This is a genomic window from Oceanobacillus salinisoli (assembly GCF_009733865.1).
Classification (GTDB): domain Bacteria; phylum Bacillota; class Bacilli; order Bacillales; family Amphibacillaceae; genus Oceanobacillus; species Oceanobacillus salinisoli.
The window spans coordinates 86,029-110,932 of record NZ_WOFB01000001.1 but is presented as its reverse complement, the minus strand read 5'-3'; the positions used below and the strand labels follow the sequence as shown (position 1 = coordinate 110,932).

The 24,904-nt window shown below is 37.1% G+C and carries 26 protein-coding genes; all 26 read right to left on the bottom strand.

The genetic code is table 11. From position 1 onward, the window contains the following. Window positions 1–14 precede the first annotated feature (14 nt). The 26 genes from GMJ66_RS00465 to GMJ66_RS00340 all read right to left on the bottom strand — a co-directional run bounded on the left by GMJ66_RS00465 (window position 15) and on the right by GMJ66_RS00340 (window position 24,820). Window positions 15–1,205, bottom strand: a complete 1,191-nt coding sequence (locus GMJ66_RS00465; RefSeq protein ID WP_156288336.1) for a PDZ domain-containing protein — start codon at window positions 1,203–1,205, stop codon at window positions 15–17. A 218-nt stretch (window positions 1,206–1,423) separates the two neighbouring features. Next, window positions 1,424–2,896: a S41 family peptidase gene (locus GMJ66_RS00460; protein WP_156288335.1), complete on the bottom strand. Its 1,473-nt coding sequence runs from the start codon at window positions 2,894–2,896 to the stop codon at window positions 1,424–1,426. A 383-nt stretch (window positions 2,897–3,279) separates the two neighbouring features. Then, window positions 3,280–4,632 carry a murein hydrolase activator EnvC family protein gene (locus GMJ66_RS00455; RefSeq protein ID WP_156288334.1) on the bottom strand — a complete coding sequence of 451 codons (1,353 nt, stop codon included), beginning with the start codon at window positions 4,630–4,632 and terminating at the stop codon, window positions 3,280–3,282. Window positions 4,633–4,775: 143 nt separating this feature from the next. Further along, window positions 4,776–5,669, bottom strand: a complete 894-nt coding sequence (gene ftsX, locus GMJ66_RS00450) for a permease-like cell division protein FtsX (protein ID WP_156288332.1) — start codon at window positions 5,667–5,669, stop codon at window positions 4,776–4,778. Next, window positions 5,659–6,345, bottom strand: coding sequence for a cell division ATP-binding protein FtsE (gene ftsE, locus GMJ66_RS00445; protein WP_156288330.1), 687 nt, complete (start codon window positions 6,343–6,345; stop codon window positions 5,659–5,661). Before ftsE ends, ftsX begins: the two co-directional genes overlap by 11 nt. 330 nt (window positions 6,346–6,675) lie before the next feature. Beyond that, window positions 6,676–7,032 carry a cytochrome c551 gene (gene cccB / locus GMJ66_RS00440; protein ID WP_156288328.1) on the bottom strand — a complete coding sequence of 119 codons (357 nt, stop codon included), beginning with the start codon at window positions 7,030–7,032 and terminating at the stop codon, window positions 6,676–6,678. 475 nt (window positions 7,033–7,507) lie between these two features. Next, window positions 7,508–8,609, bottom strand: a protein-coding gene (gene prfB / locus GMJ66_RS00435) for a peptide chain release factor 2 (RefSeq protein ID WP_156288326.1) whose coding sequence is annotated in 2 segments (ribosomal slippage) — window positions 7,508–8,536 and window positions 8,538–8,609 — 1,101 coding nt in all. Because the reading frame shifts where the segments join, the coding sequence is not laid out codon by codon here. A 102-nt stretch (window positions 8,610–8,711) separates the two neighbouring features. Continuing rightward, entirely contained in the window at window positions 8,712–11,228 is a 2,517-nt protein-coding gene (gene secA / locus GMJ66_RS00430; protein ID WP_156288324.1) for a preprotein translocase subunit SecA, read from the bottom strand. 244 nt (window positions 11,229–11,472) lie between these two features. After that, entirely contained in the window at window positions 11,473–11,640 is a 168-nt protein-coding gene (locus tag GMJ66_RS00425; protein WP_156288323.1) for a hypothetical protein, read from the bottom strand. A 258-nt stretch (window positions 11,641–11,898) separates the two neighbouring features. Next, window positions 11,899–12,450: a ribosome hibernation-promoting factor, HPF/YfiA family gene (hpf, locus tag GMJ66_RS00420; RefSeq protein ID WP_156288322.1), complete on the bottom strand. Its 552-nt coding sequence runs from the start codon at window positions 12,448–12,450 to the stop codon at window positions 11,899–11,901. A 209-nt stretch (window positions 12,451–12,659) separates the two neighbouring features. Continuing rightward, window positions 12,660–13,013, bottom strand: a complete 354-nt coding sequence (locus GMJ66_RS00415) for a flagellar protein FliT (protein WP_156288321.1) — start codon at window positions 13,011–13,013, stop codon at window positions 12,660–12,662. Continuing rightward, window positions 13,013–13,417, bottom strand: coding sequence for a flagellar export chaperone FliS (gene fliS, locus GMJ66_RS00410; RefSeq protein ID WP_156288320.1), 405 nt, complete (start codon window positions 13,415–13,417; stop codon window positions 13,013–13,015). Before fliS ends, GMJ66_RS00415 begins: the two co-directional genes overlap by 1 nt. 26 nt (window positions 13,418–13,443) lie before the next feature. Next, window positions 13,444–14,931, bottom strand: a complete 1,488-nt coding sequence (locus GMJ66_RS00405) for a flagellar hook-associated protein 2 (RefSeq protein ID WP_331279648.1) — start codon at window positions 14,929–14,931, stop codon at window positions 13,444–13,446. A gap of 14 nt (window positions 14,932–14,945) precedes the next feature. Beyond that, complete coding sequence (flaG, locus tag GMJ66_RS00400) at window positions 14,946–15,305, bottom strand: flagellar protein FlaG (protein WP_156288319.1); 360 nt, start codon at window positions 15,303–15,305, stop codon at window positions 14,946–14,948. Window positions 15,306–15,386: 81 nt separating this feature from the next. Then, window positions 15,387–15,617 carry a carbon storage regulator CsrA gene (gene csrA / locus GMJ66_RS00395; RefSeq protein ID WP_156288318.1) on the bottom strand — a complete coding sequence of 77 codons (231 nt, stop codon included), beginning with the start codon at window positions 15,615–15,617 and terminating at the stop codon, window positions 15,387–15,389. After that, window positions 15,617–16,063: a flagellar assembly protein FliW gene (gene fliW, locus GMJ66_RS00390; protein WP_156288317.1), complete on the bottom strand. Its 447-nt coding sequence runs from the start codon at window positions 16,061–16,063 to the stop codon at window positions 15,617–15,619. The genes csrA and fliW overlap by 1 nt, the downstream gene beginning before the upstream one ends. A 15-nt stretch (window positions 16,064–16,078) precedes the next feature. Beyond that, complete coding sequence (locus GMJ66_RS00385) at window positions 16,079–16,642, bottom strand: DUF6470 family protein (protein WP_156288315.1); 564 nt, start codon at window positions 16,640–16,642, stop codon at window positions 16,079–16,081. 220 nt (window positions 16,643–16,862) lie between these two features. Continuing rightward, window positions 16,863–17,729 carry a flagellar hook-associated protein FlgL gene (gene flgL / locus GMJ66_RS00380; RefSeq protein WP_156288313.1) on the bottom strand — a complete coding sequence of 289 codons (867 nt, stop codon included), beginning with the start codon at window positions 17,727–17,729 and terminating at the stop codon, window positions 16,863–16,865. Between the two features lie 10 nt (window positions 17,730–17,739). Then, on the bottom strand, window positions 17,740–19,221 hold the full coding sequence (flgK, locus tag GMJ66_RS00375; protein WP_156288311.1) for a flagellar hook-associated protein FlgK: 1,482 nt from the start codon (window positions 19,219–19,221) through the stop codon (window positions 17,740–17,742). A 49-nt stretch (window positions 19,222–19,270) separates the two neighbouring features. Then, window positions 19,271–19,762 (bottom strand): flagellar protein FlgN, encoded by a 492-nt coding sequence (locus tag GMJ66_RS00370; protein WP_156288309.1) that lies wholly within the window; start codon window positions 19,760–19,762, stop codon window positions 19,271–19,273. 30 nt (window positions 19,763–19,792) lie between these two features. Further along, window positions 19,793–20,056 (bottom strand): flagellar biosynthesis anti-sigma factor FlgM, encoded by a 264-nt coding sequence (gene flgM, locus GMJ66_RS00365; protein WP_156288307.1) that lies wholly within the window; start codon window positions 20,054–20,056, stop codon window positions 19,793–19,795. Between the two features lie 70 nt (window positions 20,057–20,126). Beyond that, window positions 20,127–20,552: a TIGR03826 family flagellar region protein gene (locus GMJ66_RS00360; RefSeq protein ID WP_156288305.1), complete on the bottom strand. Its 426-nt coding sequence runs from the start codon at window positions 20,550–20,552 to the stop codon at window positions 20,127–20,129. A 31-nt stretch (window positions 20,553–20,583) separates the two neighbouring features. Further along, window positions 20,584–21,264 carry a ComF family protein gene (locus tag GMJ66_RS00355; RefSeq protein WP_156288302.1) on the bottom strand — a complete coding sequence of 227 codons (681 nt, stop codon included), beginning with the start codon at window positions 21,262–21,264 and terminating at the stop codon, window positions 20,584–20,586. 2 nt (window positions 21,265–21,266) lie between these two features. Next, entirely contained in the window at window positions 21,267–22,688 is a 1,422-nt protein-coding gene (locus GMJ66_RS00350) for a DEAD/DEAH box helicase (RefSeq protein WP_156288300.1), read from the bottom strand. A gap of 401 nt (window positions 22,689–23,089) precedes the next feature. Further along, entirely contained in the window at window positions 23,090–23,932 is an 843-nt protein-coding gene (locus GMJ66_RS00345; RefSeq protein WP_156288298.1) for a DegV family protein, read from the bottom strand. A 192-nt stretch (window positions 23,933–24,124) separates the two neighbouring features. Beyond that, window positions 24,125–24,820, bottom strand: coding sequence for a response regulator (locus tag GMJ66_RS00340; protein WP_156288295.1), 696 nt, complete (start codon window positions 24,818–24,820; stop codon window positions 24,125–24,127). Window positions 24,821–24,904: the final 84 nt, after the last annotated feature.

Sequence of the window (24,904 nt, the reverse complement as noted above, 5' to 3'; positions counted from 1 at the left end):
TGCTTGCTTTTCTATTAATTTACTTTTTTCATTTTTTCTCGGTAAGGTTTTTCTGAGAAAATTAATCCTAATTCATGATGATCGCCTTCATAAAATGCACCTTGTACAAAACGTACTTCTTTGGCGTCATCTAATACATCTAGCTTAAAATATGCTCCACTATCATGTAAAGCAATGTAAAAATCATGGACATTATTAACTTTTCTGCCGTTCACTTTAACAATCGTTTCTCCGACCAATAAATCAAGCCTATCTGCAGGAGTACCAGGAATAATGCTTACAATTTTAATTCCTTCGTTTTCAGGATGGAAATACGGTAGTCTTGCTCGGTCACCAACCCTGTAGCGATAATGAATATATTCCTTCCCTATTATAGCGAGAATAATAGCTGTAAGTGACAGCCAAGAAATAAAGATACTTCCAGCGGCAATCAATGTGATCCCAATTCCTAATAGAGTGATAAATTTTGAAAGCTTCTGTGCTGCCTGCATAGGCATATGCCCTTTTGCTATGAAATCGAAACCAATGATAAAAGGAATGAGAACTATACCATATGCTTCTCCACCAATAGTGACATATGGCCAATAAGGTTCCAACGGTCCAATCATTCCAATAGGGATTAATGTAAAAAATGGTATAACTGCCATTCTCTTTAGCCGATGCTGCCCAACCCAAAAGCCCCGTCTGCTTAAAGCCAGGCTTGGGAATGTTTGGTTGCGATGGGTCCGACGAATCAGTAAGGCCTCAACGATTAAAAACAGCCCAAGTAAAATGGCTAAAGCCGTAAAATTCGTTTCCCAATTTAGCGTCACATCCATAACTGTCTGATTTTCCAACAAGAAAGGTGCAAGTAGTAATAATAAATACGTAATGCCAATTGTATAGCTTGCTGATAACATAGTAAATCGTAACGTTATACTTAAAAGGATGGTCATAATACTTAATACAATAATCGTTTCATAGCTAAGTACCATGCCACTCCCCAGTGTAATTAGTGATATAACCAATCCTGAAGTAATAGCAATCCCCCAAGTCCCTTTCCATTCAGAAAAGACATCAAATACTTTAAAACCAAAATTAAGCCGTTCCTCTTTAATTCGTTTATAGCCCACAGCAATGACCAATATCACTGACCAATAAACAAGTGGATTTAAGAAAAATCTACCAATTCCTTTTAATGCTTCCAAAAGCCATATCTCTACCAAAATTGATCACCTTCCAGGTATGGATGCCTATCATTTTTATTTATTCGATGTGAGTCGATTATTTTCCTGTTTATCACTATTTGAAGTATACCAAAAAAATGTAAAAAAACGAACACATTCACTCGTTCTTTCGTGAATGTGTTCGTTTTTTTTAAAACTAAGAACTAAATTTAACTAAGTAGCATTTTATATTTCCTAATCCGCGCAATTTATGCTTCTTATTGGTATAGTTCCTCTAAAGCTTTCTCCAATTGCGCATCATCTTCACCATTGCGAATATGCTCTACTACTTTTGCCTCAATGAGCCCAGCAGTCTCCTCATCGACAACACCGGTTACTTCTAAGTCATTATCCTGCTGAAACTGCTCAACAGCTTCTTTTGTTTCTTCACTAAAGTATCCATCGGTTCTTCCGGTATCGTAACCTAATCCACTTAGCATAATCTGCATATTCTCAATTGGCTCATCAGACTGATCAACCTCCAGAGGCTCATCTATGATAATAGGATTCGTATAATAGTAATCGGGCTGACTAACTTCTATTGTTGGCTCTACCCCTGTTTCATTAATCCATTCTCCATTTGGAGAAAGCCATTTATTTGTAGTTAGCTTAATCGAACTTCCGTCTCCTAAAGGAACTGCTTGCTGTACAGTACCCTTCCCATAGCTTGAATGTCCAACAATATCGTACCCAAGTTCTTTCATGGCTACAGCCAATATTTCAGAAGCGGAAGCACTTCCCTCATCAATTAGTACACTGATTGGATAAGGTTTTTTCTCAGCAAGATTCGAATAATATGGTGTTCTATTTCCATTTGCATCTTCAATTTGTAAGTATGGAATATCTTCCGGAACAAACTGTTTTAATATGTCTTCAATAACATTTAAAAGCCCTCCAGGATTTCCTCTCACATCAATAACTAAGCCTTCAATTCCTTCTTGTTCGAGAGTTTCCAGTTGCTCTTCAAATTCTGTATACGTATTCTCAGAGAAATTCGTAATTTCAATGATTCCCGTTTTCTTTCCATTCACTTCTTCTACTTGGTGGTAAACTGTTTCAACCGGTATCTCGTCACGGACAATTGTAACGTCAAATGGTTCGGAAACACCAGCACGACGAATTTCTAAAACAACCTCTGTACCTTTTTCACCACGAATTTGAGCTACCGCTTCATTTAAGTTTAATCCTTCCAAGCTCTCCCCATCAACGGATAAAACTTCATCATTTGGACGTATTCCTGCTTTTTCAGCTGGTGAATCTTTAATTGGTGCAACAATCGTTACAACTCCATTCACCATACTTACTTCTGCCCCTATTCCCTCAAATGATGATTCGATTTGTTCATTAAATTGACTCATCATTTCAATATCCATATAAGAGCTGTGAGGATCTTCCAATGTAGCAAGCATCCCTTCTATAGCACCTTCAATTAGCTGTTTATCTTCAATATCTTCAATGTAGTTGTTTTGAATTAATGAAAACGCTTGTGAGACCTTTACCATATTGCCTGGAATTTCATCATCCATTTCATGATCCCCATTACCAAAAATGGAAGAACCATCGTCTGTTGCAGCCTGTTCCATAATACCCTCATCCGGCTGAGCAAGTTTCACACCTGTATACGCACCAATAAAACCTAACAGCAATGCTCCAGCCAAAATAAGGATAATATGCGATTTTTTCAAGTTCATATTTCCACCTCAATGTTTATGATTAACTTTATCCTAACATTTAACCTATACTTTCTGGAAATGTTTACTCTCAACTCTCAACAAAATTAGATTTCAAAATCTATTCTAAAAGCATATCTTTAATACACCAAATGTAACTATGATTTCACATTATATCATAAGGTCTGAATAAAACTTGTTATTAACTTTGGCGATTTTCTTAAAAAAAATCGCATTAAAATGTTTTCCTTAGGTTAATGACTGCCCCGACCGGAAATCAACGTGCACTTATGTCGAAACAATAGTAATGATTATATGTGAACAGTCTTTACGATTGGAACTATCAAAAAAACAGAAAAGACAATTATTCACAAATGTAAACAATTGCCTTTTCTAATTCAGCTTTATGGTAAATAATTGATTGGATTGACAGCATTCTTATCGCCATTCCATCCACCTTTATGAATTTCAAAGTGTAAGTGAGGACCTGTTGAGTTACCGGTATTTCCGGATGTTCCAATTACTTGCCCTCCACTAACTGCACTTCCAGCAGATACTGAAATAGAATTTAAATGTGCATATAAAGTAGTATATGTCGTTCCATCAATCGAATGTGCGATTAACACCACATTACCATACCCGTTCATTGAGCCATCATTTTCGGTATTTGTTTGTATAACAACACCAGGTGCCGCTGATTTAATAGGTGTACCTACCGATGTTGCAAAGTCTAGCCCACGATGTAACTTACCCCATCTTTGCCCAAATGGCGAACTGATTAAACTGGATGATGCTGGCCAACTGAACAGACCACTGCCCCCTCCGCTTTGAACAGAAGCAGAAGAAGGGGATGGATTGGAGCCTGACTCTTGTTTAGCTTTTTCTTCCTCTTTTGCCAGCTGTTCTAACTCACTTTTTTGCTGCTGTGCCAATTCCTTAGCTTTTTCAACTGCAGCAGCCTGGTTCGCTAGTATTTCTTTTTCATCCTCAATGGAAACTTTATATTCTTCTAAATGCTCATGTTCCTCTTCCAATTGTGCCATAAGAGATTCTTTTTGAGCCAATTGATCATCTAATTTTTGTTGTAAAGCAACCAGTTCTTTCTTTTGTGATTCCAGGTTATCTTTCTTCACTACTACTTCTTTTTTATTAGCTTCGACTTCTGCTTTTGATTTTTCTAACGTTATTTTATCTTGTTTTTGCTGTTCCATAATTTCTTTATCAGAATCCATAATTTTATTTACGGATAGCGTTCTGCCAATAAAATCACTAAAGCTTGTTGCTCCAAAAATAACTTCTATATAGCTCATTTCCCCGCCATTTTGCTGAATGGAACGTAATCGATCTTTTAATAGTTTATCACGTCGCTCAATACGTTCTTCTAAATCCTCAATTTCGTCTTTTAATTCTTCAATTCTATCTGTCAGTTCTTCTATTTGTAGATTTGTTTCTTCTATCTCATTTTCTTTTGCAGTAATTTCATTTCTGGTTTCCGTTAATTGCTGATCAATATTATTAATTTCCGCTTGTGTTTCTTCCTGCTCTGCTTCATTTTCTCTAATTTGTTCTTCCGTATCTTGTTGATCTTTCTCTAACTCTCTTTCCTGTTGTTCTAGTTCTTCTCGTTCTTTCTCTAAATCTCTTATTTCCTTTTCTTTGTCATTAATAGACGGATTTGCTGAAACTTGCAGCTGACTAGTAGAGCCAATCGCTATTACTAAGCTTGCCATTACAACATATGTAAATACTTTTTTCACTTTTATCTTCCCCTTCTCCACTATAAAAATTAATCCGGATATTTATTATAAGAAGGCACTAGTGGAACCCCCTCTAACCAAAGAGGGGGGTAGGCCTTTTGAAGTAAACACAAATGTAAGTAACGCGGCTTACCTCTAATCTATTAAACTCTCAGGAACTTACGGATACTCATGACACTTCCCCAAATACCAATCACTGCCCCTATTGCCAGTATCATCAGTGAAAGCTGCCAAGCGAATGGATAATAAGGCAATATCTCTACAAAGCTAAATGATAAAGTGCCTGAGAAGGTGGTATCTAAATAGTAGTATCCAACCATAATTAAGGCGATTGGAATCACAGAACCTAACACGCCAAGCAGCATTCCTTCCACAAAGAAAGGCCATCTAATAAACCAGTTCGTTGCTCCTACTAATTTCATAATTCCTATTTCTCTGCTTCGAGCCATAATGGTTATTTTAATCGTATTGGAAATCAGGAAAATAGCGGTAAATACTAAAGCAATAATTAGGGCTAGACCAATCATTCTCGCATAATTGTTAAATTTGAAAAGCTGTTCCACTACATCTTGTCCAAAAACAACTTTATCCACATGATTAAATTTTTCTATCTGATTGGCAATAGCTTCCGTATCCTGTGGATTTTCTGCTCGAACAATAAAAGCATGATTCAGTGGATTGTCCTGTTCAAGCAGTTTCCAGGCCTCCCCTTCTTCCCCCATACCTTCAATAAGTTTGTTTAACTCATCGTCATTGGAAGAAAAAAGTACTGTATCTACACCGCTTATCTGTTCAATTTGTTCACCTAAGTTCTGAACGTCTTCTTCATCTGCTGTAAGGTCGATTAATGTTTGAATTTCTACATCATCTTCAATATTTTTTGCCATTTCATTCAAGTTCAACATCAATGCAAGAAAGACAGCAACTAAGATTAATGTGGTAGTTACTGCACCTACAGAGGCCACCGTCATCCACCCATTTCGGATAATGTTGCTGCTGCCAACACGTATATGTCTTAAAAATGTTCTAAACTTCATAACCATATTCTCCTCGTTGTTCGTCTCTAGCAATTATTCCATCTTCAATCGCAATAACTCTCTTTTTAAATCGATTTACGATTTCCTTACTATGCGTAGCCATAATAATCGTCGTACCACTATCATTAATCGATTCGAAGGTTTTCATAATTTCCAATGACGTTTCGGGATCCAGGTTACCTGTAGGCTCATCAGCAATAACAATTTTGGGATGATTAACAACGGCTCGTGCAATGGATACGCGTTGTTGCTCTCCACCTGAAAGTTCATTTGGTGTAAAGCGAGCTTTATTTTTTAACCCTACAACTTCCAGTACTTCCATTACACGTTTTCGAATATTACGGGGAGATTCTTCAATTACTTCCAGAGCAAATGCAATGTTTTCATAGACTGTCAACTTTGGTAAAAGTTTAAAATCCTGGAAAACAACGCCAATTTCTCTTCGTAAATAAGGAATTTTCTTTTCTTTCAAATCTGATAAATGAATATCATTAATCATAATGGTTCCACTGGATGGCTTTTCCTCACGAAACATTAATTTGATAAATGTTGATTTTCCAGCACCACTGGGACCAACGATATAAACAAATTCACCTTGTTCTATTTCAACACTCACTCCATTCAGAGCAGTGACACCATTTGCGTACGTTTTATATACATCTTTCATTGATATCATAATAAAAATCACCTTTATAATTATTGTTTTTCCACACATTTATTGTCGAATTTACGCTTCATTTGCATTATTTTTCCTAACTCTTTCATAAGTCTTTTATATTATATCATTTTTCGGCAAAAATTTTAGACATAAAATTATTACATTTATATTTCATAGATTAAAATTTGGTAATAAAAGAGGAAAAATGTCGACTGGACAAGGTTTTTAGGAGAAAAAAGAAAGCCTATCAGATAGATAAGCTTTTTAAAGGAATGAAAGTACAATTTTACCATTTCATTTCAACCAGGAAAGGACGCTATTTTCTTAACAGAGGAAAACTGATTATCATTACTGCTTTTCAGATAACCATGTAGTTAAGTTTTCTAAATCTTCTCCTGTTACATGAGACTGTGGCTGCATTTTCCCAAAACCATTTTGGACAATATCTGCTATTTCATCTGCTGAATATTTTGACCCAACTTGAGTCAGGTCAGGACCACCGCCGCCGGATAAGTCCGCTCCGTGACACATTGCACAATTATTCGCATACACTTCTTCGCCTGCTTCCACATCTACCGTACCAGCATCTGTAGCTTCATTTTCTGTATCTGCAGGTTCTTCTGCGGCATCGTCATCACCGCCACCTCCACATGCAGTTAACACCAAGGCTGTCCCAAAAATTACTGCCAATAACCATTTTTTCATGTTAACATCCCCCTAACATACTGTTGTAAGTGTTCTCAAATTTATTATACCCCTATTCATCCTTTTTAAAAAAGAGCCTTTTTTCCCTTTAGAATGCTATAAACCAATTACATCAAGGCTTTTGGATATTTATGGCAATTTTATGAAAGATGAATGTTGTCTTTAGTGGGTAAAACTAGTGGTAATACACGGAGACTCGCCAGCTGCTAACGAAAATCGTAGTGTAGTTAGGTAACGGCAGATTAAGCTCCAACATCATCTATTGTTACTTCGGAGTTTATCGATTTAGTAACAAAACAACCAATCCTCTCAGTTGGACAAGTAATCTTAGGGAGACCGATACTTTTAGAAAAACATTTTTCTTATACTTGGTACATTAAAATTTTAACTACGTCGAATCCACTTCATGCTAAAATTTTATACTTTCCTAACGTGTAAAAAAGGAACAATGAATATTCCATTGTCCCTAATTTCATTAATTTACTTGTGAACGCAGATAAGCATCAATAAAAGGATTTATGTCCCCATCCATGACCCCTTGTGTATTTCCAACTTCTGTATTTGTACGGTGGTCCTTTACCATCGAATACGGATGGAATACATAAGAACGGATTTGACTTCCCCAGCCAATTTCTTTTTGCTCTCCACGTATTTCTGCAAGTTCCTGCTGTTGTTTTTCGATTTCCAGCTGATACAATTTTGATTTTAGCATTTTTAATGCTGCTTCACGGTTCTTAATTTGCGAACGCTCATTTTGACATGTGACAATGATGTTGGTTGGCAGATGTGTAATACGTACTGCTGAATCGGTCGTGTTTACATGCTGACCGCCTGCACCACTTGCACGATACGTATCAATCTTTAAATCTTCTGATTTAATATCGATATCCACGTCATCTGTCATTTCTGGTGTGACATCACAGGAAACAAAGGAAGTGTGACGTCTACCAGAAGAATCAAATGGAGAAATACGAACTAACCGATGGACACCTTTTTCTGCTTTTAAATACCCATATGCATTATGCCCTTTAATAAGCAATGTCACACTTTTAACCCCAGCTTCCTCACCAGGTAAGTACTCCAGAGTTTCCACTTTAAATCCTTTATTTTCAGCCCAACGCTGATACATTCTCAACAGCATACTGGCCCAATCCTGCGACTCCGTACCACCCGCTCCTGGATGAAGCTCTAATATTGCATTGTTTGCATCATATGGTTCGCTTAATAAAAGCTGTAATTCAAATGCGTTAATATCATTCAGAAAGGATGTCATTTCTTTATTCAGGTCATGAAATAATTCCTCATCATTTTCTTCTTTGACTAGCTCATAGGAAACTTCCATATTTTCGTAACGTTCTTCAATTTCTTCAAAATCGGAAATGTATTCCTTTAGGTTATTCGATTCATTAATCACTTTTTGTGCACCATTTTGATCATCCCAAAAATCTGGTGCGGTCATCATCTGTTCCAACTCTTTGAGACGTTCTTTTTTCCAGTCTAAGTCAAAGAGACCCCCTAAAATCTTCAATACGAGAAGCAATCTTATCTAATTCGTTTCTTATTTCTGCTAATTCCATTTCTATCACCTCATGTTAATATTTCCGAATCAATACTTAGGAAAGCACTCCCCCATTCTTACGAGGAGTGCCAAGTGTATTAGTTTATATCCTTAGTATAGCCTAATTTTTCCCATGACAATTTTTATATTTTTTCCCACTTCCACATGGACATGGGTCATTGCGTCCAACATTTACTTTCTTCACATACGGTTTTTTAACTTTTTTCTTCCCTTCACCGCCGCCGGCTACAGCTTGTGTGTTTTTCACGACTTCTTCCCGCTGAAGGTTTTCACGAATTTGTGCTTTCATGATATATTTTGTGACTTCCTCTTCAATGCTAGCTACCATTTCTTCAAACATACGGAAGCCTTCCATCTGATATTCACGCAATGGATCGTTTTGACCGTATGCTCTTAAGTGAATCCCTTGACGAAGCTGTTCCATTTGGTCAATATGATCCATCCATTTCGTATCAACTGTACGTAGAACAATGACTTTTTGGAATTCCTCGAATTGTTCTGGTGAGAGCTGTTCTGATTTTTCATCATATTTTTCCTGAGCTTTCTTCATGAGTATTTCAGAAATTTCCTCACTGTCTTTGCCATTTAAATCATTAATGGAAATTTCTTCTTGGTCAACTAAATTACCATGTGCATAATCCACAATGGCTTGCAAGTCCCAGTTTTCCTCATCATTATCCTGTGTATGTGTTGCTACAATTCGATCAATGGACGATTTCATCATATTTTCAATAACTTCCCGCAATTCATCGGAAGCATCTATTATTTCAAAACGCTGTTTATAAATAATTTCTCGTTGTTCACGCAGGACATCATCGTATGCAAGAACTTGTTTCCGTGCATCAAAGTTATTTCCTTCTACCCGTTTTTGAGCGGATTCCACTGCACGGGATACCATCTTACTTTCAATTGGTTGAGAATCGTCCATTCCCAATCGTTCCATCATTGACTTTAAGTTATCTGACCCGAAGCGCCGCATTAACTCATCTTCCATGGATAAATAAAATTGTGTAACACCCGGATCTCCTTGACGGCCTGAACGTCCGCGAAGCTGGTTATCAATTCTCCGGGATTCATGTCGCTCTGTACCGATGACGGCAAGTCCGCCTGATTCTTTTACACCTTCACCCAGTTTAATGTCCGTACCACGGCCAGCCATATTTGTCGCAATTGTTACTGCTCCTTTTTGACCAGCATTTTCGATGATTTCTGCTTCTTTAAAATGGTTTTTTGCATTTAGTACATTATGTTTAATGCCCGCTTTTTTAAGGTAGTTGGAAATAAGCTCCGAAGTCTCTACTGCGACTGTACCTACTAATACAGGCTGTCCATTTTTATATCTTTCCTTTATTTCCTCCACAACAGCACGGAACTTACCGTCCATTGTTTTATAAATTAAATCGGCCCTGTCATCACGTATAATTGGTTTATTCGTTGGAATCGCAATAACATCCATATTATAAATATTTCTAAATTCTTCTTCCTCTGTTTTAGCTGTACCAGTCATACCAGCTAATTTATTATACATACGGAAAAAGTTCTGGAAAGTAATGGATGCAAGCGTCATGCTCTCATTTTGAATTTGCAAGCCTTCTTTAGCCTCTATTGCTTGATGAAGCCCGTCACTGTAACGGCGCCCTTTCATTAAGCGACCCGTAAAGGAATCGATAATAACTACTTCCTCATCCTGAACCATATAATCCACATCACGCTGCATCGATACATGTGCCTTCAATGCTTGATTAATATGATGGGTAAGGGAGACATGATCTAAATCAAACAAGTTCTCAATATGGAAGAATTTTTCCGCTTTATTAATACCTTCTTCCGTTAATTGAACACCTTTTGTTTTTTCATCGTACGTATAATCATCCTCACGGTGTAGCGTGGTCACAAAACTGTTTGCCTGCTGATACAAAGAAGCTGATTTTTTGGCGGAACCCGAAATAATTAATGGTGTTCTTGCCTCATCAATTAAAATGGAATCCACTTCATCAATAATGGCAAAGTTCAGTTCACGCTGCACCATTTGATTTTTATACAGCACCATATTATCTCTCAAATAATCAAAGCCAAATTCATTATTCGTACCATACGTAATATCACAGTGATACGCTTCACGTTTTTCTTCCTTGGACAATCCATTGGAGTTCAAGCCAACAGTTAACCCAAGAAATTCATATAACTGCCCCATTTCTTTTGCATCACGAGCAGCTAAGTAATCATTTACAGTGATAATATGAACACCTTTGCCTTCGATTGCATTTAAATATGCAGGCATTGTGGAAGCAAGTGTCTTACCTTCCCCTGTTTTCATCTCAGAGATGTTACCTTCATGGATTGCAATACCACCCATCAGCTGAACCTGATATGGGCGCATCTTCAATACACGTCTAGCTGCCTCACGCACGACAGCAAAAGCCTCGACAAGTAAATCATCCAAGCTTTCCCCATTTTGAAAACGTTCCTTAAATTCGTTGGTTTTCTCTTGAAGTTCTGTGTCGCTTAACTTCTCCATCTGAGGCTCTAATGCTTCTATCTGATCCACTTTTTTTTGCAGTCGGTTGAGTTGCTTTTTATTCCCATCACCAAATATTTTTGTGAGTATTCCTGCCATTATTTACGCTCCTCAATAAAAATCAATACTTTATTAGTTAATAATAACACTTTCTAAATATTTATGACAACTGTGTATGTATTGTCTATATAATAGCGTATTTAAAACATATTGTTATTGTTGGGGTAAACCATTCGTTAGTTAATTACTATTAAACTGATTAATATACAACAAAAAAAGAGGAAGCAATCTGGGGATAGATTGCTTCCTTAAATGAGGAATGAAACGAGGGATAGAGGGGGAACTATTTAATTAACAGCTCCTTTTGATTCATATCCTTCTGCTTCCTGGGTGAATCGATTATTCTCCGATTCATTGCGGCTACAATTTCAACCAATTGGGCAATTGTCCGTTCATGCTGTTTTACCTTATTTTGAAGATGATTAAATGCGATTATCTCCTTTTCATTCATTTTCTCACCTCCCAGTTCTATCGTCTTATTTTTATCACAAAAATAGTACAAAAGACCATTTTCAGAATTTCATTTTTGGAGAACCATTAGACATTCTTTTTAACATTTCTCACATCATGATAAAATAATTTGTAAAAAATAATTATTTTTTGTAATCTATAACGAATTTCCGGTTAAATGTTCGACAATTTTCGATAAAAAGCCGAATAAAGGCGACTCACCTTTGTTGAGTCGCCTTTATTTTATAATCTTATTCATTTAAATGTTCGGTTCAATTAAACCGTATTTTCCGTCTTTACGACGATAAACGACATTAGATTCACCAGACTTGTCATTAATAAATACAAAGAATTCATGACCCAGCATATCCATTTGCAGGATTGCTTCTTCCGGGTCCATCGGTTTTAAATTAAACCGTTTAGTACGGACAATTTCAAAATCATCTTCCTGTTTTTCATTATAAAACACTTGTTTTTCCATTTTAGCAAAGGCGTGCTTCGGAGCACCGTTTTGACGAATTTTACGATTAATCTTTGTTTTATGTTTCCGGATTTGTCTTTCCAGCTTATCAACTACTAAATCGATTGCAGCGTATAAATCGATATGCTGGACCTCACCACGCAACAACAGATTCGTCATCGGGATAGTTACCTCAATACGTTGCTCGTCATTATAGACACTTAAATTAACATGTACATCAGATGCTGGAGGCGTGTCGAAATATCTTTCTAATTTACTGATTTTTTTCTCGACATAATCTCGTATCGCTCCAGTCACCTCAATGTTTTCACCACGAATGTTAAATTTCATAGAAGTGTCCTCCTTTCCTTATACTTAAATTATACTATGTTTCGACCTTTTTTTCCTGCTTAAACCCTATAAAAAATTTACAAAATTAAGCATTTCCAGGGGTGGAACCCGCTAAAATCCTGATTAAAAAGGGTTTACACTAAATTAATAATATTTACAAAGTCGTTTAAAAATGCTAAAAACCTCCCAGTTTCCCAGGAGGTTTTTCATTATTTTTTCTTATCCATATACATTCCGTCCATTACTTGAACATTCTTATATGGATTTGTGTACTTTTGATTCGATTTTTTCTGCTTTTTTACTTGCTTCATTTCCGATTTCAATTCAGTAAATAATTGTTTCATCAAAGATTGTACTTCCTGATTTAATGGTATCAGTTTTTGGCCTAACAGCTTTTCCTCATCCGTATATGGAGATGCCAACTGTTCCATATGGGTTGCTCTTTGAATGAGCAAACGATCCAATTGTTCTATTACCGATTCTCTTTGACTAGTTGGGAAGTCCTGATCCAAAATCTCCTTCATACTCACCGTGACTTTATAAATAGACTGTACCCTATTCATTAAATTTGTGCACCTTGCTTTGTATAATTTTGCTGACGGGTCTTGCTAATTACTTGTTTCCACGTATCACGAAATTCTGTTACAAAGCCTAATACTTCTTCTAGAATTGCTGGATCATTTTTCACATTTGCTTCTTTTAATTGAAAATGCATATATTCATATAATGGCATCATTTGTTTGGAAATTTCGATTTTATGATCCAGTGTAATCATCAATTCCTGAATGATGTTTTGGGCTTTTTGGATATTTATATTTTTTGCTTCATAATTTTTTTCGTTCATGTCCTTCGTTGCTTGTTTAATAAACTTAATACAGCCATTGTACAGCATTAATGTTAATTCGCCACCAGATGCTGTGTTCACTGAATTGTTTTGGTAAGCTTGATAGGCCTTATTCGCTGCCATAAACGTTCCTCACTCCTTCTATTGGGTTACATTCCGCCACCAAAGTTAGACATTAACATCGCCGATTGCTGGTTCATCATTGATATCGCTTCTTCCATTGCACTGAATTGTCTCCAATAGCGATCTTCTGTTTGTTGGAGCCGATCCTGAAATGCACTCATTCTATCATCGATATCTTTAATTCGTTTTCCTAGAGTATAGTTGGTTAGAGTATCTGTACTTCGACCAGCCCGTTCATTTATTTGGTCCTTCATTTTTTCTAAACTGGTATCCAGATGGTCCGTGATTCCTTGATTGCCATCACTTCCTGCAAACAACTTATAAACACTATCCGGATCTTTTGTGAGTGCTTCACGTAATTTATCCTCATCAATTTCTAATTTTCCACCATCTAAATATTCTTTTGTAGTAGAAATTCCTATATCGGTGATAAGATCATATTCACCACCAGTATTAACCGACTTATACCAGTCTTGACGTAAATCAAACATAGCAGAAGAAATAATTGTATCACCTCTCAGAATCCCGCTCTTCGCCTTTTCGTCCCAAAGTTCAATTTCTTTCTCATCCATCTCTTTCTTCTGTTCTTCTGTTAATGGAGGGTAATCACGGTATTTCTCTTCCCGCTGTGTTCCATTTAGCATGTCTATTAGTTCATTGTATTTTTCAACAAATGTAGTGATTTTTTCTACTGTTGCATCTGTGTCGTTTTTGACGGTTATGGTAGCATTCTGATAGGTTCCATCTGCATTCTGAGGAGTTGTATTTTTGAATTCAAAAGTAACACCGTTTAACGTGTATTTATTCTCTGTAGTTTCTACTTCATATGCATCATTATATGTAAACTTAGCATTGGTTCCGCCTTGTTCACCTGCTTCAGACATTTTTAGAACATCGGTAAAAAATGCATTATTAAATCCAATTTCATTACCACTAAACCTAGTTTCATCTGTATTGAAATTTCCAGTTCTAGTTGTTTCAAATACAACCTTATTCGTATTAGAATCAAAAAATGCTCGCATATTATTATCAGTGTCTGTAATTTGTTTTAACACATCATTTACCGTATCACCTTCAGCAATTGAAATTTTATGTGTTAGTTGATTCCCATTTTCGTCATACGTATAATATTCATATTCGTTACCCACAAACTCTGCTGGGATTTCTTGACTAACTTCTCCAGTACTTACATTTATTGCGGTAGAAGCTAATTGAGAAACTGCAATGTTATATGTCCCTTCTAAAGCACTAGATGTTGCAGTCGCCGTCACCGCACCCTCCATTGTTGAACTAGCCGTCTTTGCCTTATATGTTTTCGACAATTGCATATCTGTAACCAAGTGATCAAGTTCTAATCTTAATGTATTAATTTCACGAAACTTATCCCGCTGCCATCCAAGTATGGTTCTGTCCTGTTCCATCTTGTTAAGCGGTAACCGTTCTGCATTCATTAAATCTTTAATAATGGATTCCGTATCAATCCCACTTGCTAAACCACCAATTCTCATACTCATAAAGATCCCTCTCCCTACACCTTTTTATCGATTAGAAATCCCATAAAGTCTGCCATTTCTGCATACATATCGAGCAGTTTTTTTGGCGGGATTTCCTTTAAAACTTCCTTTGAATCGGAGTCTATTACCGTTACATAATAGCGTTCCAGTTTTTCATGCATTTCAAATTTAATATTTTTTCTTACAGGCTTTATAAAATCATTTAAGGAAGATACTGCTTTTTCAACATCGTCTTTTTCTATTCTTCTTTCGTTATTTTGGGTTACATTAACCTCATTCGGTACTGACACCTTTTCAGACTGAGATAAAAACTCTTTGCTGGAATCCAGATTTATTAGAGGCTGCGAATTATGCATTACTTTCTCTATCGACATCCCGGCATCTCCTCATATTATTTATTTATATACCTTATATCGGTTACAGTTCGATTAAATTTAATGTTTCACATAAAAACTTTATCGATTTTCACCTGTATTTTTTAATAGTTTCAAAATATCTGCAGAAATATTAGCAGCCTCATTGTTCTGTTCCTTGATATCAAGGTAAATTTCTTTGCGATGTATTTCTACAGACTTCGGGGCGGAAATACCTAATTTCACTTGATCCCCTTCAACTGCAATCACTTTAATTTCGATATCAACTCCAATTTGAATCGCTTCATTTGTTTTTCTGGTCAATACAAGCATCACTCTACCCCTTTCATAACAGACGTTGGATAGATTGATGCTTTGGAAGGATATTCTTCTTTGTTTAAAATAAATTGTTTTCCCAGCATTTGCTCCGAGTTGATAATAATGGGAGCTTTTAGATTTAACGTGCTTGCTTTAAAGGGATCTTTTAAGGTAATGATAGAGAAAACAGCTACTTGTTTCTCATTCTGAATTTCTAATGTTTCTAGAATGTTATCATCTAGTTCAACCGTATAATCCTTATATATAAGATATGGATTGGTAATAATGAAAGCCGTATTAACGGAATGAACAGACTGTAAAATCTGAAAGACCGGGTTATCGGGAAAATCCATAAGGACAAATTGCTTCTCCTCAATAAATCCAGGAATACCACTTGGGAAATCGATAATTTTCCTATCATCAATTTCCACTTCACCTAAGTACTTTGTTTGCAATTTCACACCGCTTCACCTCTTTTATACCGTAATATTAACAAATTCAATTTCGAGCTCTGCTTTTTGTTTTAGTGTCGTTTCTACCGACCCTGGCTGGTAATTCATTAATGGTTTGTTCGGAGTAGCTTCAATGATCGGTTTATTTGCCTTCACATCAATTTGAACATCAGCTGGCTGATAATCAATTTGAACGGAGAAATGCGAGGGAATAAAAGTAATTCCCAAACCTTTCATATCATCATAAGCATTTGCTACTGCTTGACTAACCAGCGGATTTCCTCCATTTTCAATACGCATTAATTCCGTGCCTTCACGGGCGCGTCTTGCTGTACCTTCCTGTGCTTTACTTAATCCCTGTGCCGCAAATTCTTTATTTAACTTGGAAATATGCTTTAAATTCATATCCTCCCATGCTCTCGTCTGGTCAATTTGCAGTTTTCCCGGAATCGTACGAATCGATACTTCAGCAGGAGGTTGTTGAATAGAAAGATCTGCTTTTGGCTGCTTGATTTCCTGTTTGGCTTCTTTTTGATTAATTTGTATTTGTGCAAATTGTGATTGCATCCTTATTTGCGGGAATTCCATAAACATCCCTCCTACATAAAAAACCCTATACCCTGTAGTTGGGCAAGGGTCTCTATCAAGTAAATCTTCAATCAGTGGCGGGTTCTTTCATCCTCATCGATTTTAGTACCACAAAGGTATGCCCTAAAGGCCTCTAAACGTCAATTCAGGTGTTTAACGACTGTTCATCCCCACTCACAGAAGTAGAGCACCATTTACCAATTAATTCCCCGATAAATAACTACCTTAAGAAATCAAGTAATGTTGGTTGAATAATTCTAGCACCGGATGACAATGCTGCCCGATGCACACTCTCCTGGGAAATTAATTCTGTAATCACTTTGGAATAATCAATATCTTCATTGTTGGACATCGTTTGTGTTGCAATAACTTGCTGCTCACTCAAACGATTTTCCACTAAGTCCAAACGATTCATGCGTGCACCTAGATCAGCTCTCGCATTGATAATTTGATTTAGTTGTTCATCAATTTCCCCGATGCTCGTATCGATATCTCCTTCTTCTCCATTCAAACGAGCGATAAAACTATCCATCGTCGCAAATAGTCCATCAAAAACTTCACTGCCATCCACACTCGCAGATAATGTGGTACCTTTGGAAACTTCTATTTCGACAGGGGTGTAAGGATTTTCCCAACCCTGTGCACTCTCATCAACAGGTTTGATGTCTGTATTTGTTCCATTAAAAATATATTTATCATTAACCTCGGTATTGGCCAGGTCGATTAAATGCTCTTTCAATTGCCCTACTTCCTGGGCAATGCTTTTTCGTTGATTATCCTCATACGTTCCATTACTTGCCTGAACAGCTAATTCTCTTACACGCTGTAGTGCATGGGTTGCCTTATCCAAAGCTGCATCCGTATTATCAAACCAATTGTGGACCTCACTGGTGTTTCGCTGATACTGCTCCACCTGTAATAGTTCGGAACGATAACCCATTCCTTTCATGGCCACTACTGGATCATCGGAAGGCTTTGTAATTTTTTTTCCTGTGCTTAACTGGTTCATGTACGTATCCATCTTTGAATAGCTGCCTGATAGATTTCTCAGCATATTATTAGATAACATTCCTTGTGTCACACGCATCTTTAACTACCTACCTTCCTACTAATCCCATGTTATTAATAACACGATCCAATAATTCATCGGTTGCCGTCATACTTCTTGCCGCTGCATTGTATGCATGCTGGAATTTTAGCATGTTGGTCATCTCTTCATCCAGTGATACGGAGCTAACAGACATACGCTGATTCTCTACTTGGGATTTAAGAATGGTCGTGTTCTCTGTCATCCGATTTGCGTGCTCCGCTATAACTCCTAAATCACCAATAACAGATTCATAGAAACGTTTCATAGAAGTATCATCCAGATTCTCCATGGGCTCTGTAATTACTTCTGCCAGCTTCAATGCATTTTCCCCATTGCCTTTTTGCTCGCCTGCATTAATTTTTTCAGGATCATTCAACGCTACGTTAATCAAGCCTGCAGCACCATTGAAATCTGTCATTTCACTAGTAAAACCAAAGAAAGGTTCTTCACCGTGAACTTCGTTAAATGTATTAACAAATTCGTAGGCTATCGTATCAAGTCTGGACATGAAACTAGGATAATCCCCTTCTGCCACATCGCCATCCAATGTGTAACCGAATGATTCAATCAGTCCACTTAATGAACCACTTGATGCCAGTAAGTTATTTAATGGGACCTCTGTATCTCCAATTACCATATTCGAGAAGACATCTAAATGATTTACGTCAGAAAACAAATCTGTTTCGGTAAATTTATTTACTGTATCATCTTCACCATTTATTAATTTGACAATTGAGTTACCAGTATCATCAACCATTGTTACGGTGGCTACACCATCTGCTGTTTTTGATGAACTGTGACTGTTGTTATAAGTAACTTCAATGTTAACGATATTGGATAGTTCATCTAATAACAAGTCACGTTTATCATATAAATCATTTGCTGTATAACCATGGGTTTCCAGCTTTCTAACTTCCTGATTGATTTTATCTATTTCGGTCAAAATCGTATTGGCATCTTTCAAAGTTACTTCAATCTCGTTTTTTAAATCACCACGAATATTACTTAACGAATCAGATAAATAATTAAACGTATCAGTCAGTGCTTCTCCACGCTGCAACACAACCGACCGAGCACCAGAGTTTTCCGGATTCACAGATAAATCCTGAAGTGATTGCCAGAACTGATCCATTGAAGCAGATAAACCTGTTTCAGATGGTTCATTTAACAATTTCTCCATCCGACTTAATGCCTCTGATCTAGATTCCCAATAGCCGGATTTACTGTTTTCACTACGAAACTGCTCGTCCAAAAATTGATTACGTATCCGCTCAATGGACCCTGCTTGTACTCCTGTTCCCAGTTGACCAGGAATCTGTTCCCTGTTTCTTGATGCATTAGGAGAAGGTAATGATGACTCAAAATTAACACGTTGTCTTGTATATCCTTCCGTGTTTGCATTCGCAATGTTATGTCCAGTTGTATGCAGCGCAGATTGCTGCGTAAATAAGGCTTGTTTTGCCATCTCTAAACCACGAAATGTACTCATTGTTTTCTCCTTTTATAAAAATTGGCTCTCTTGCCAAATTTGTTTCCAATTATGCTTGTGAATCAAAAAGCGAACGGCTCATTGATTTTTTAACTTCCTTTTGTTTTCCATAATTCACGCTGGAAATAGAAGGATTCAATAACTCCATGGAAAGCTGTACAAATTGCATGGATTGTTTTAATAAACCATGATTTAATGATTCTTGCTGCTTTAATTTCGAAATAAGATCTGTTAACGCGGTAGTAGCGGCAGCCAATTCTTCTTTCTCCGCTTCATTTTCCGCCATTTGGAGGATATTCGTAATCGTAACATCCTCAGTGGGAAGACCTTTTGCAGTTAACCACTTCTCCACCTCTTGCTGCCTATTCGCTTCGGTTTGTTCCAATACACGAATATGCTTTCGCTCTTTTACTAGTAATGCTTGTAGTTCTTCAACCGAACCTTCCTTTACCAGTTCCGTTTTCCTCTCAGAAATAGTAAGCAACTCTTCATGTAAGGTTATCAGTTTTTCCAATGACTGAATAATAGGTTTTACGGACAAAATTAGTCCTCCTTTATTACATATTACCTCTTATTTATTCGACCAAAATTCAATCATTTTTTTCGCTGTTTTTTCTGGGTTCACTTGATACTCACCAGAATCAACAAGATTTTTAATTGACTGAACATATTCTGCTCGTTTTTCATTAGGCTTTTCGCTTTCCTGTAACTGTTTCGCAGCACTGGATATTTCAACCTGATCCTGTTTCTTAACCTCTTTTTTCAGTTCTGCTTGTTTTTGCAGTACATTTTTATATGGATTAAAGCTCGTTTGATTAGGGCCATTAATTTTCATACTGGTTCTCCCTTCTCTCATTTCTTATCTTTTATTAATATCGGCACAAATCGAAAAAAATAAAGGATTATTATCGACTCTGTTTATCCAACGTATAATAAGTATTCGCAGCAGCTTTCTCTTTTCTGTGTCTTTCTTCTGATTTATTTTCAAGTTCTTCTTCGGTTTTTAAATCCTTTATAATTTTTTCCTGACAATTTTTACATAATTTCCCTGAAGTAATATCATTTCCACAGCCCTTACAGGAATATGCTAAATTAGGAAATCTTGATAAAAGTAATCGTTTTTCCTTAATAAACTTTGTAATATACCAATCCTCTACCCCTGTTGCTTCTACTATATCAAGCATGGAAGCTTTTCGATTATTCCGATCACGTAAAAATTCATTCACTGTTTGAAAGGCTTTTTCTTCTTCTTTATAACAATCTTGACAGATATCTCGAAGTCCCTTAACAAAAACCGATTCACAGCGTACACAATTTGCTAATTCTGCCATTGTCATTCCCTCACTTCTCTTTGTACAGCATTCATCCTCGGACCAAAGTCATTGTGTAAACATTTGGACAACCATGTTCTTCCAGTAATTTGGCTGTATGACGCAATGTTGTACCTGTTGTATATATATCATCGACCAAAATGACCGATTTGTTAATAGGTTCGGTGATAAAAAATGGATTTTCTGAAAATATTCTTTCCTTTCGTGTTTTTTTCGACTGCTTTTCTCCATCTTTCCGGGATATCACTTCCTTACTATCCAATGGTAAAAATTCTGCTAACATCTTGGCTTGATTAAAACACCTTTCCATTAATCGTTCTTCACTTAATGGGATAGGCACAACAATGGCATCCTTTTTCAAAAAGGCAAACTTCTCATAAAACGCAGTAATAAAATATTCCTTAAACACGTTTCCTAAGTAATAGTCCCCCCGATATTTCCATTTCGTGATGATGGCTTGCATGATGGAGTTATACGTAAAAACAGAGAAATTGAACTGAATGGAATCTCTACCTCCCTGCTTCTCCCACCAAAGGCAGTCCGAACATTGTGTATCTGGAGTCGTTCTACTGCACCTTATGCATCGGTTTCCATGTATCCATTCGAGTTCACCTTCACAATCTGGACATAATAATGCTGGTTTATCTAACAGAAACAAATTGGACCAGCTGCTTTGAGGAATAATTTCGGATTGACACCAAGCACAATCCATCTTTATCGAAAACCTCCCCGCTTATTCATTAATTTAATGGATTCAATTGCTTGTTCCATCGCTTCTGTTTTTCCATCATGAAAAAACATAACTTCACCTGTAGGATCCTTTACACTTCTCCCGGCCCGGCCAGAAATTTGAACAAGAGCCGCCTCATCAAAAACCGTATGACCTGCATCCAAAATGGCTACATCCACAGATGGAAAGGTTACTCCTCTTTCTAAAATAGTGGTCGTCACTAATACCGTTAATTTCCTTTCTCTAAACGCCAATACCTTTTCTTCCCTTTTTATATCCGCTGCATGAACAGAAGCCAATTCTTTTTCCGATGCGATGATTCCCTCGCTTTTTAACATAGACCCGATTGGAAATTTCAGGTTTTCAGCTAATCCAATGGTTGGTACAAATATTAATAGTTGACGATTTGGATTCGTTCTTTTTTTAACCCACTTTATAAAAGCTTCCGGTGGTTTATATTGCTGCAATTCTTTTTTTTGAGATAAACTTATTTTTCCTTTGGGAACGGGCAATGGATACCCATGAAAACGGACAGGGACAAATACATGGGAAAGTGTTTTACGGGATATTTTCCTGCGCTGATTCTTCCTTGGAGTTGCTGTCAAATAAACGGTTGTACTTTGTTCTTTTTTTGCTCTATCTGCCACGAAAGGAAGGGATGGGTCCGCATGAAATGGAAAAGCATCAATTTCATCAATAATGACAACATCAAACGCTCTGTTATATCGAAGGAGCTGATGGGTGGTCGCAATGATTAATTGGGCTGTCCCTTCCTTCGTTTCACTTCCGCCATAAAGCGCCTGAACAGGTACATCCTGAAACGCCTGTTGCAGCCGTGGGAGGAGTTCGCGAACAACATCAGCTCTTGGGGTAGCCAAACAAACCCGCTTTCCTTGCTGTAGCGCTTCTGTGATTCCGGGAAACAGCATTTCCGTTTTACCTGCTCCACATACCGCCCATACCAGCAGCTCCTTTTCTTCTTTTCGAATAGCTGCTACCATACGGTCTGCAGCTTTTTGCTGTACAGGAGTCAGCTGCCCTTCCCAAGTACAGGGCTGTTCATATACTGGCCATTTTGGCTTTTTCCCACCCCATATAAACAAGGATTCACATTCTATCACTCGTCCCATCTCAATACATTTTCGACAGTACTTATGGGTTTGCTTACATTTAGAACATGGAATGGTTGCCATTAAAGAAGAATTTTGATTGCCACATCGCTGGCACTGGTAGGCAAATTTTTTTCGGATAATCGATTGTTGCGGGATAAATAGATTGTCGCGAAGATGTTGGTGAAACATGGAATCATCAAGATGGATTTCTTTGCGGAGTAACATCTTTCCTGAATACTGTCTGGAGAGGTCATCTAATTGGAGGTGTTCAGGAAGGGAGTTTTCGTCTGTCATACAATCACCTCTATCTTTTTTAAAAAAAGAATTACGCGTCTCACTATAAAGATATTTTTTGTCACTAAACTTAAAATGATCGTCTGGTGCGTTTAACCGCTGCAGAAATATACTACGCTAGTTTGGAGTTTTGCCAATTTAGATAGCTTTTTTGATAAACCAATTATAAGCTAGTTATGATGAGATAGTTGATTGATGCGGAGGGAGTCGATTACTAAGAGACAACGGCCAGCTTGAGACCGCGCAGCCTGAATACACTTCACCCCACCTTAAAACCTTGACTACTTTTCTCCCTGGAACGAGGAATCTAACATTCATAAGAAGGAAATGTATGTGAGATTATATGTATTCAGACTGCTCAATGTTTCTAGCTGTTTTTCTATCTTCAAAAGCAATGTTTGTTACTTTACATACCAGCCAACCCCTATTGCACCCTCCCCAAGGTGAGTACCAATAACAGGTCCAAAATAACTAATTGTCGTGTCCATTGTTGGGTATTTTTCGGAAAAAGCTTTTTGAAGGTCCATAGCAGTTTGTTCATCATTTGCGTGGATAAATGCCACTTTTAGTTCTTTTCCTTTAGCCGCATCTTCCTCCAGCATTCCCATGATGCGATTGATCGCCTTTTTACGTGTTCGTATTTTCTCAAATGGTACGATGACCTTATCTTCAAAGTGCAGAATAGGTTTAATTTGCAAGAGTCCCCCAACTAGAGCTTGGGCACCGTTTAGGCGTCCACCACGATGTAAATTGGTTAAGTCATCCACCATAAAATATGCTCTTAACGATTGTTTCATTTCATCCAAACGAGCAATAATTTCCTCTGGTGATTTATTTGCTTTCACCATATCCGCAGCTTCGAGTGCATAGAACCCTTGGGCTATACAGCTAATCTCTGAGTCATATGCAAATACGTTAATTCCTTCAACCATATCCCCTGCACTAACAACAGCCTGAAACGTTCCACTTATTCCACTGGAAAGATGAATCGAGATAACAGCATCATAATCATTTGCAAGCTCCTCAAACTTCGCTGCGATTAAACCAATGGATGGCTGAGAAGTAGTAGGCAGTTCTTCAGCTTTTTTTATCTTTTCATAGAAATCTTTAGTCGTAATATCTACTTCTTCCTGATAGGTTTCGTTTCCAAAAATGACACTGAGTGGCACCATATGGATATTATGCTGCTTTCGTAATTCGCCAGGAATATATGCTGTACTATCGGTCATCACAGCTACCTTCATCGTCATATCTTCTCCTTATCATTAATTAAGCCTTTATGTGCATTATTTTACATGATTCCATAAGAAAAAGCATTAATATTTATGAACCTGCAATAAAAATACCCCAGTACACAATGTACTAGGGTATTTACAAATGTATGAATCTTGTTTTAACGATGTTCAAAAATCCCGCGAAAAGGACACATCACACGGTTAAATAACTTCTACCCATCCTTTTCGGATAGCAGAAACTACTGCTTGTGTGCGGTCATTGCAGTTCATCTTTTGTAAGATATTACTTACGTGATTTTTCACCGTTTTTTCACTGATGTATAAAGTTTCCGCTACAGCCCGATTACTTTTTCCGTCTGCAAGCAATTGCAGTACCTGGCACTCCCGTTTTGTCAGTAAGTGCAGTGGTTTACGGTATTCAATCCCTTTATCAGAAATAGCTGAAGCATTTTCTTTTGCCAGTCTCCGGTACTCTTTTACTAAATTATGTGTGACTTTAGGATGCAAATAAGAACCACCCTCACTTACTACTTTAATCGCATCAATTAAAGCGTCAGCATCCATTTCTTTTAAGAGATAACCTTGTGCACCGGTTTTTAATGCATGTGTTACATAACTCTCGTCGTCATGAATCGATAGAATAATAACTTTCGTATTTGGAAAATAGCGGACTAAGTCAGCCGTCGCTTGCACGCCATTAATGGTTGGCATATTTATATCCATTAATACGACATCAGGATTGTTTTCTTTAACCAATTTCGATGCTTCCGAACCATCATTACCTTCAGCAATCACTTCAAATGTAGGTTCAAATTCTAAAATTCGTTTAACTCCCTCACGGAATAATTTATGATCATCAATTAAAACAATACGAATATGTTTTTTTTCTTCGCTCATTTTATTCTCCTCCTAGATATATCAGATATATCCCTATTACTATACTATAAGAGCATCTAGTAATTTTTTTGTTATTTATATTAT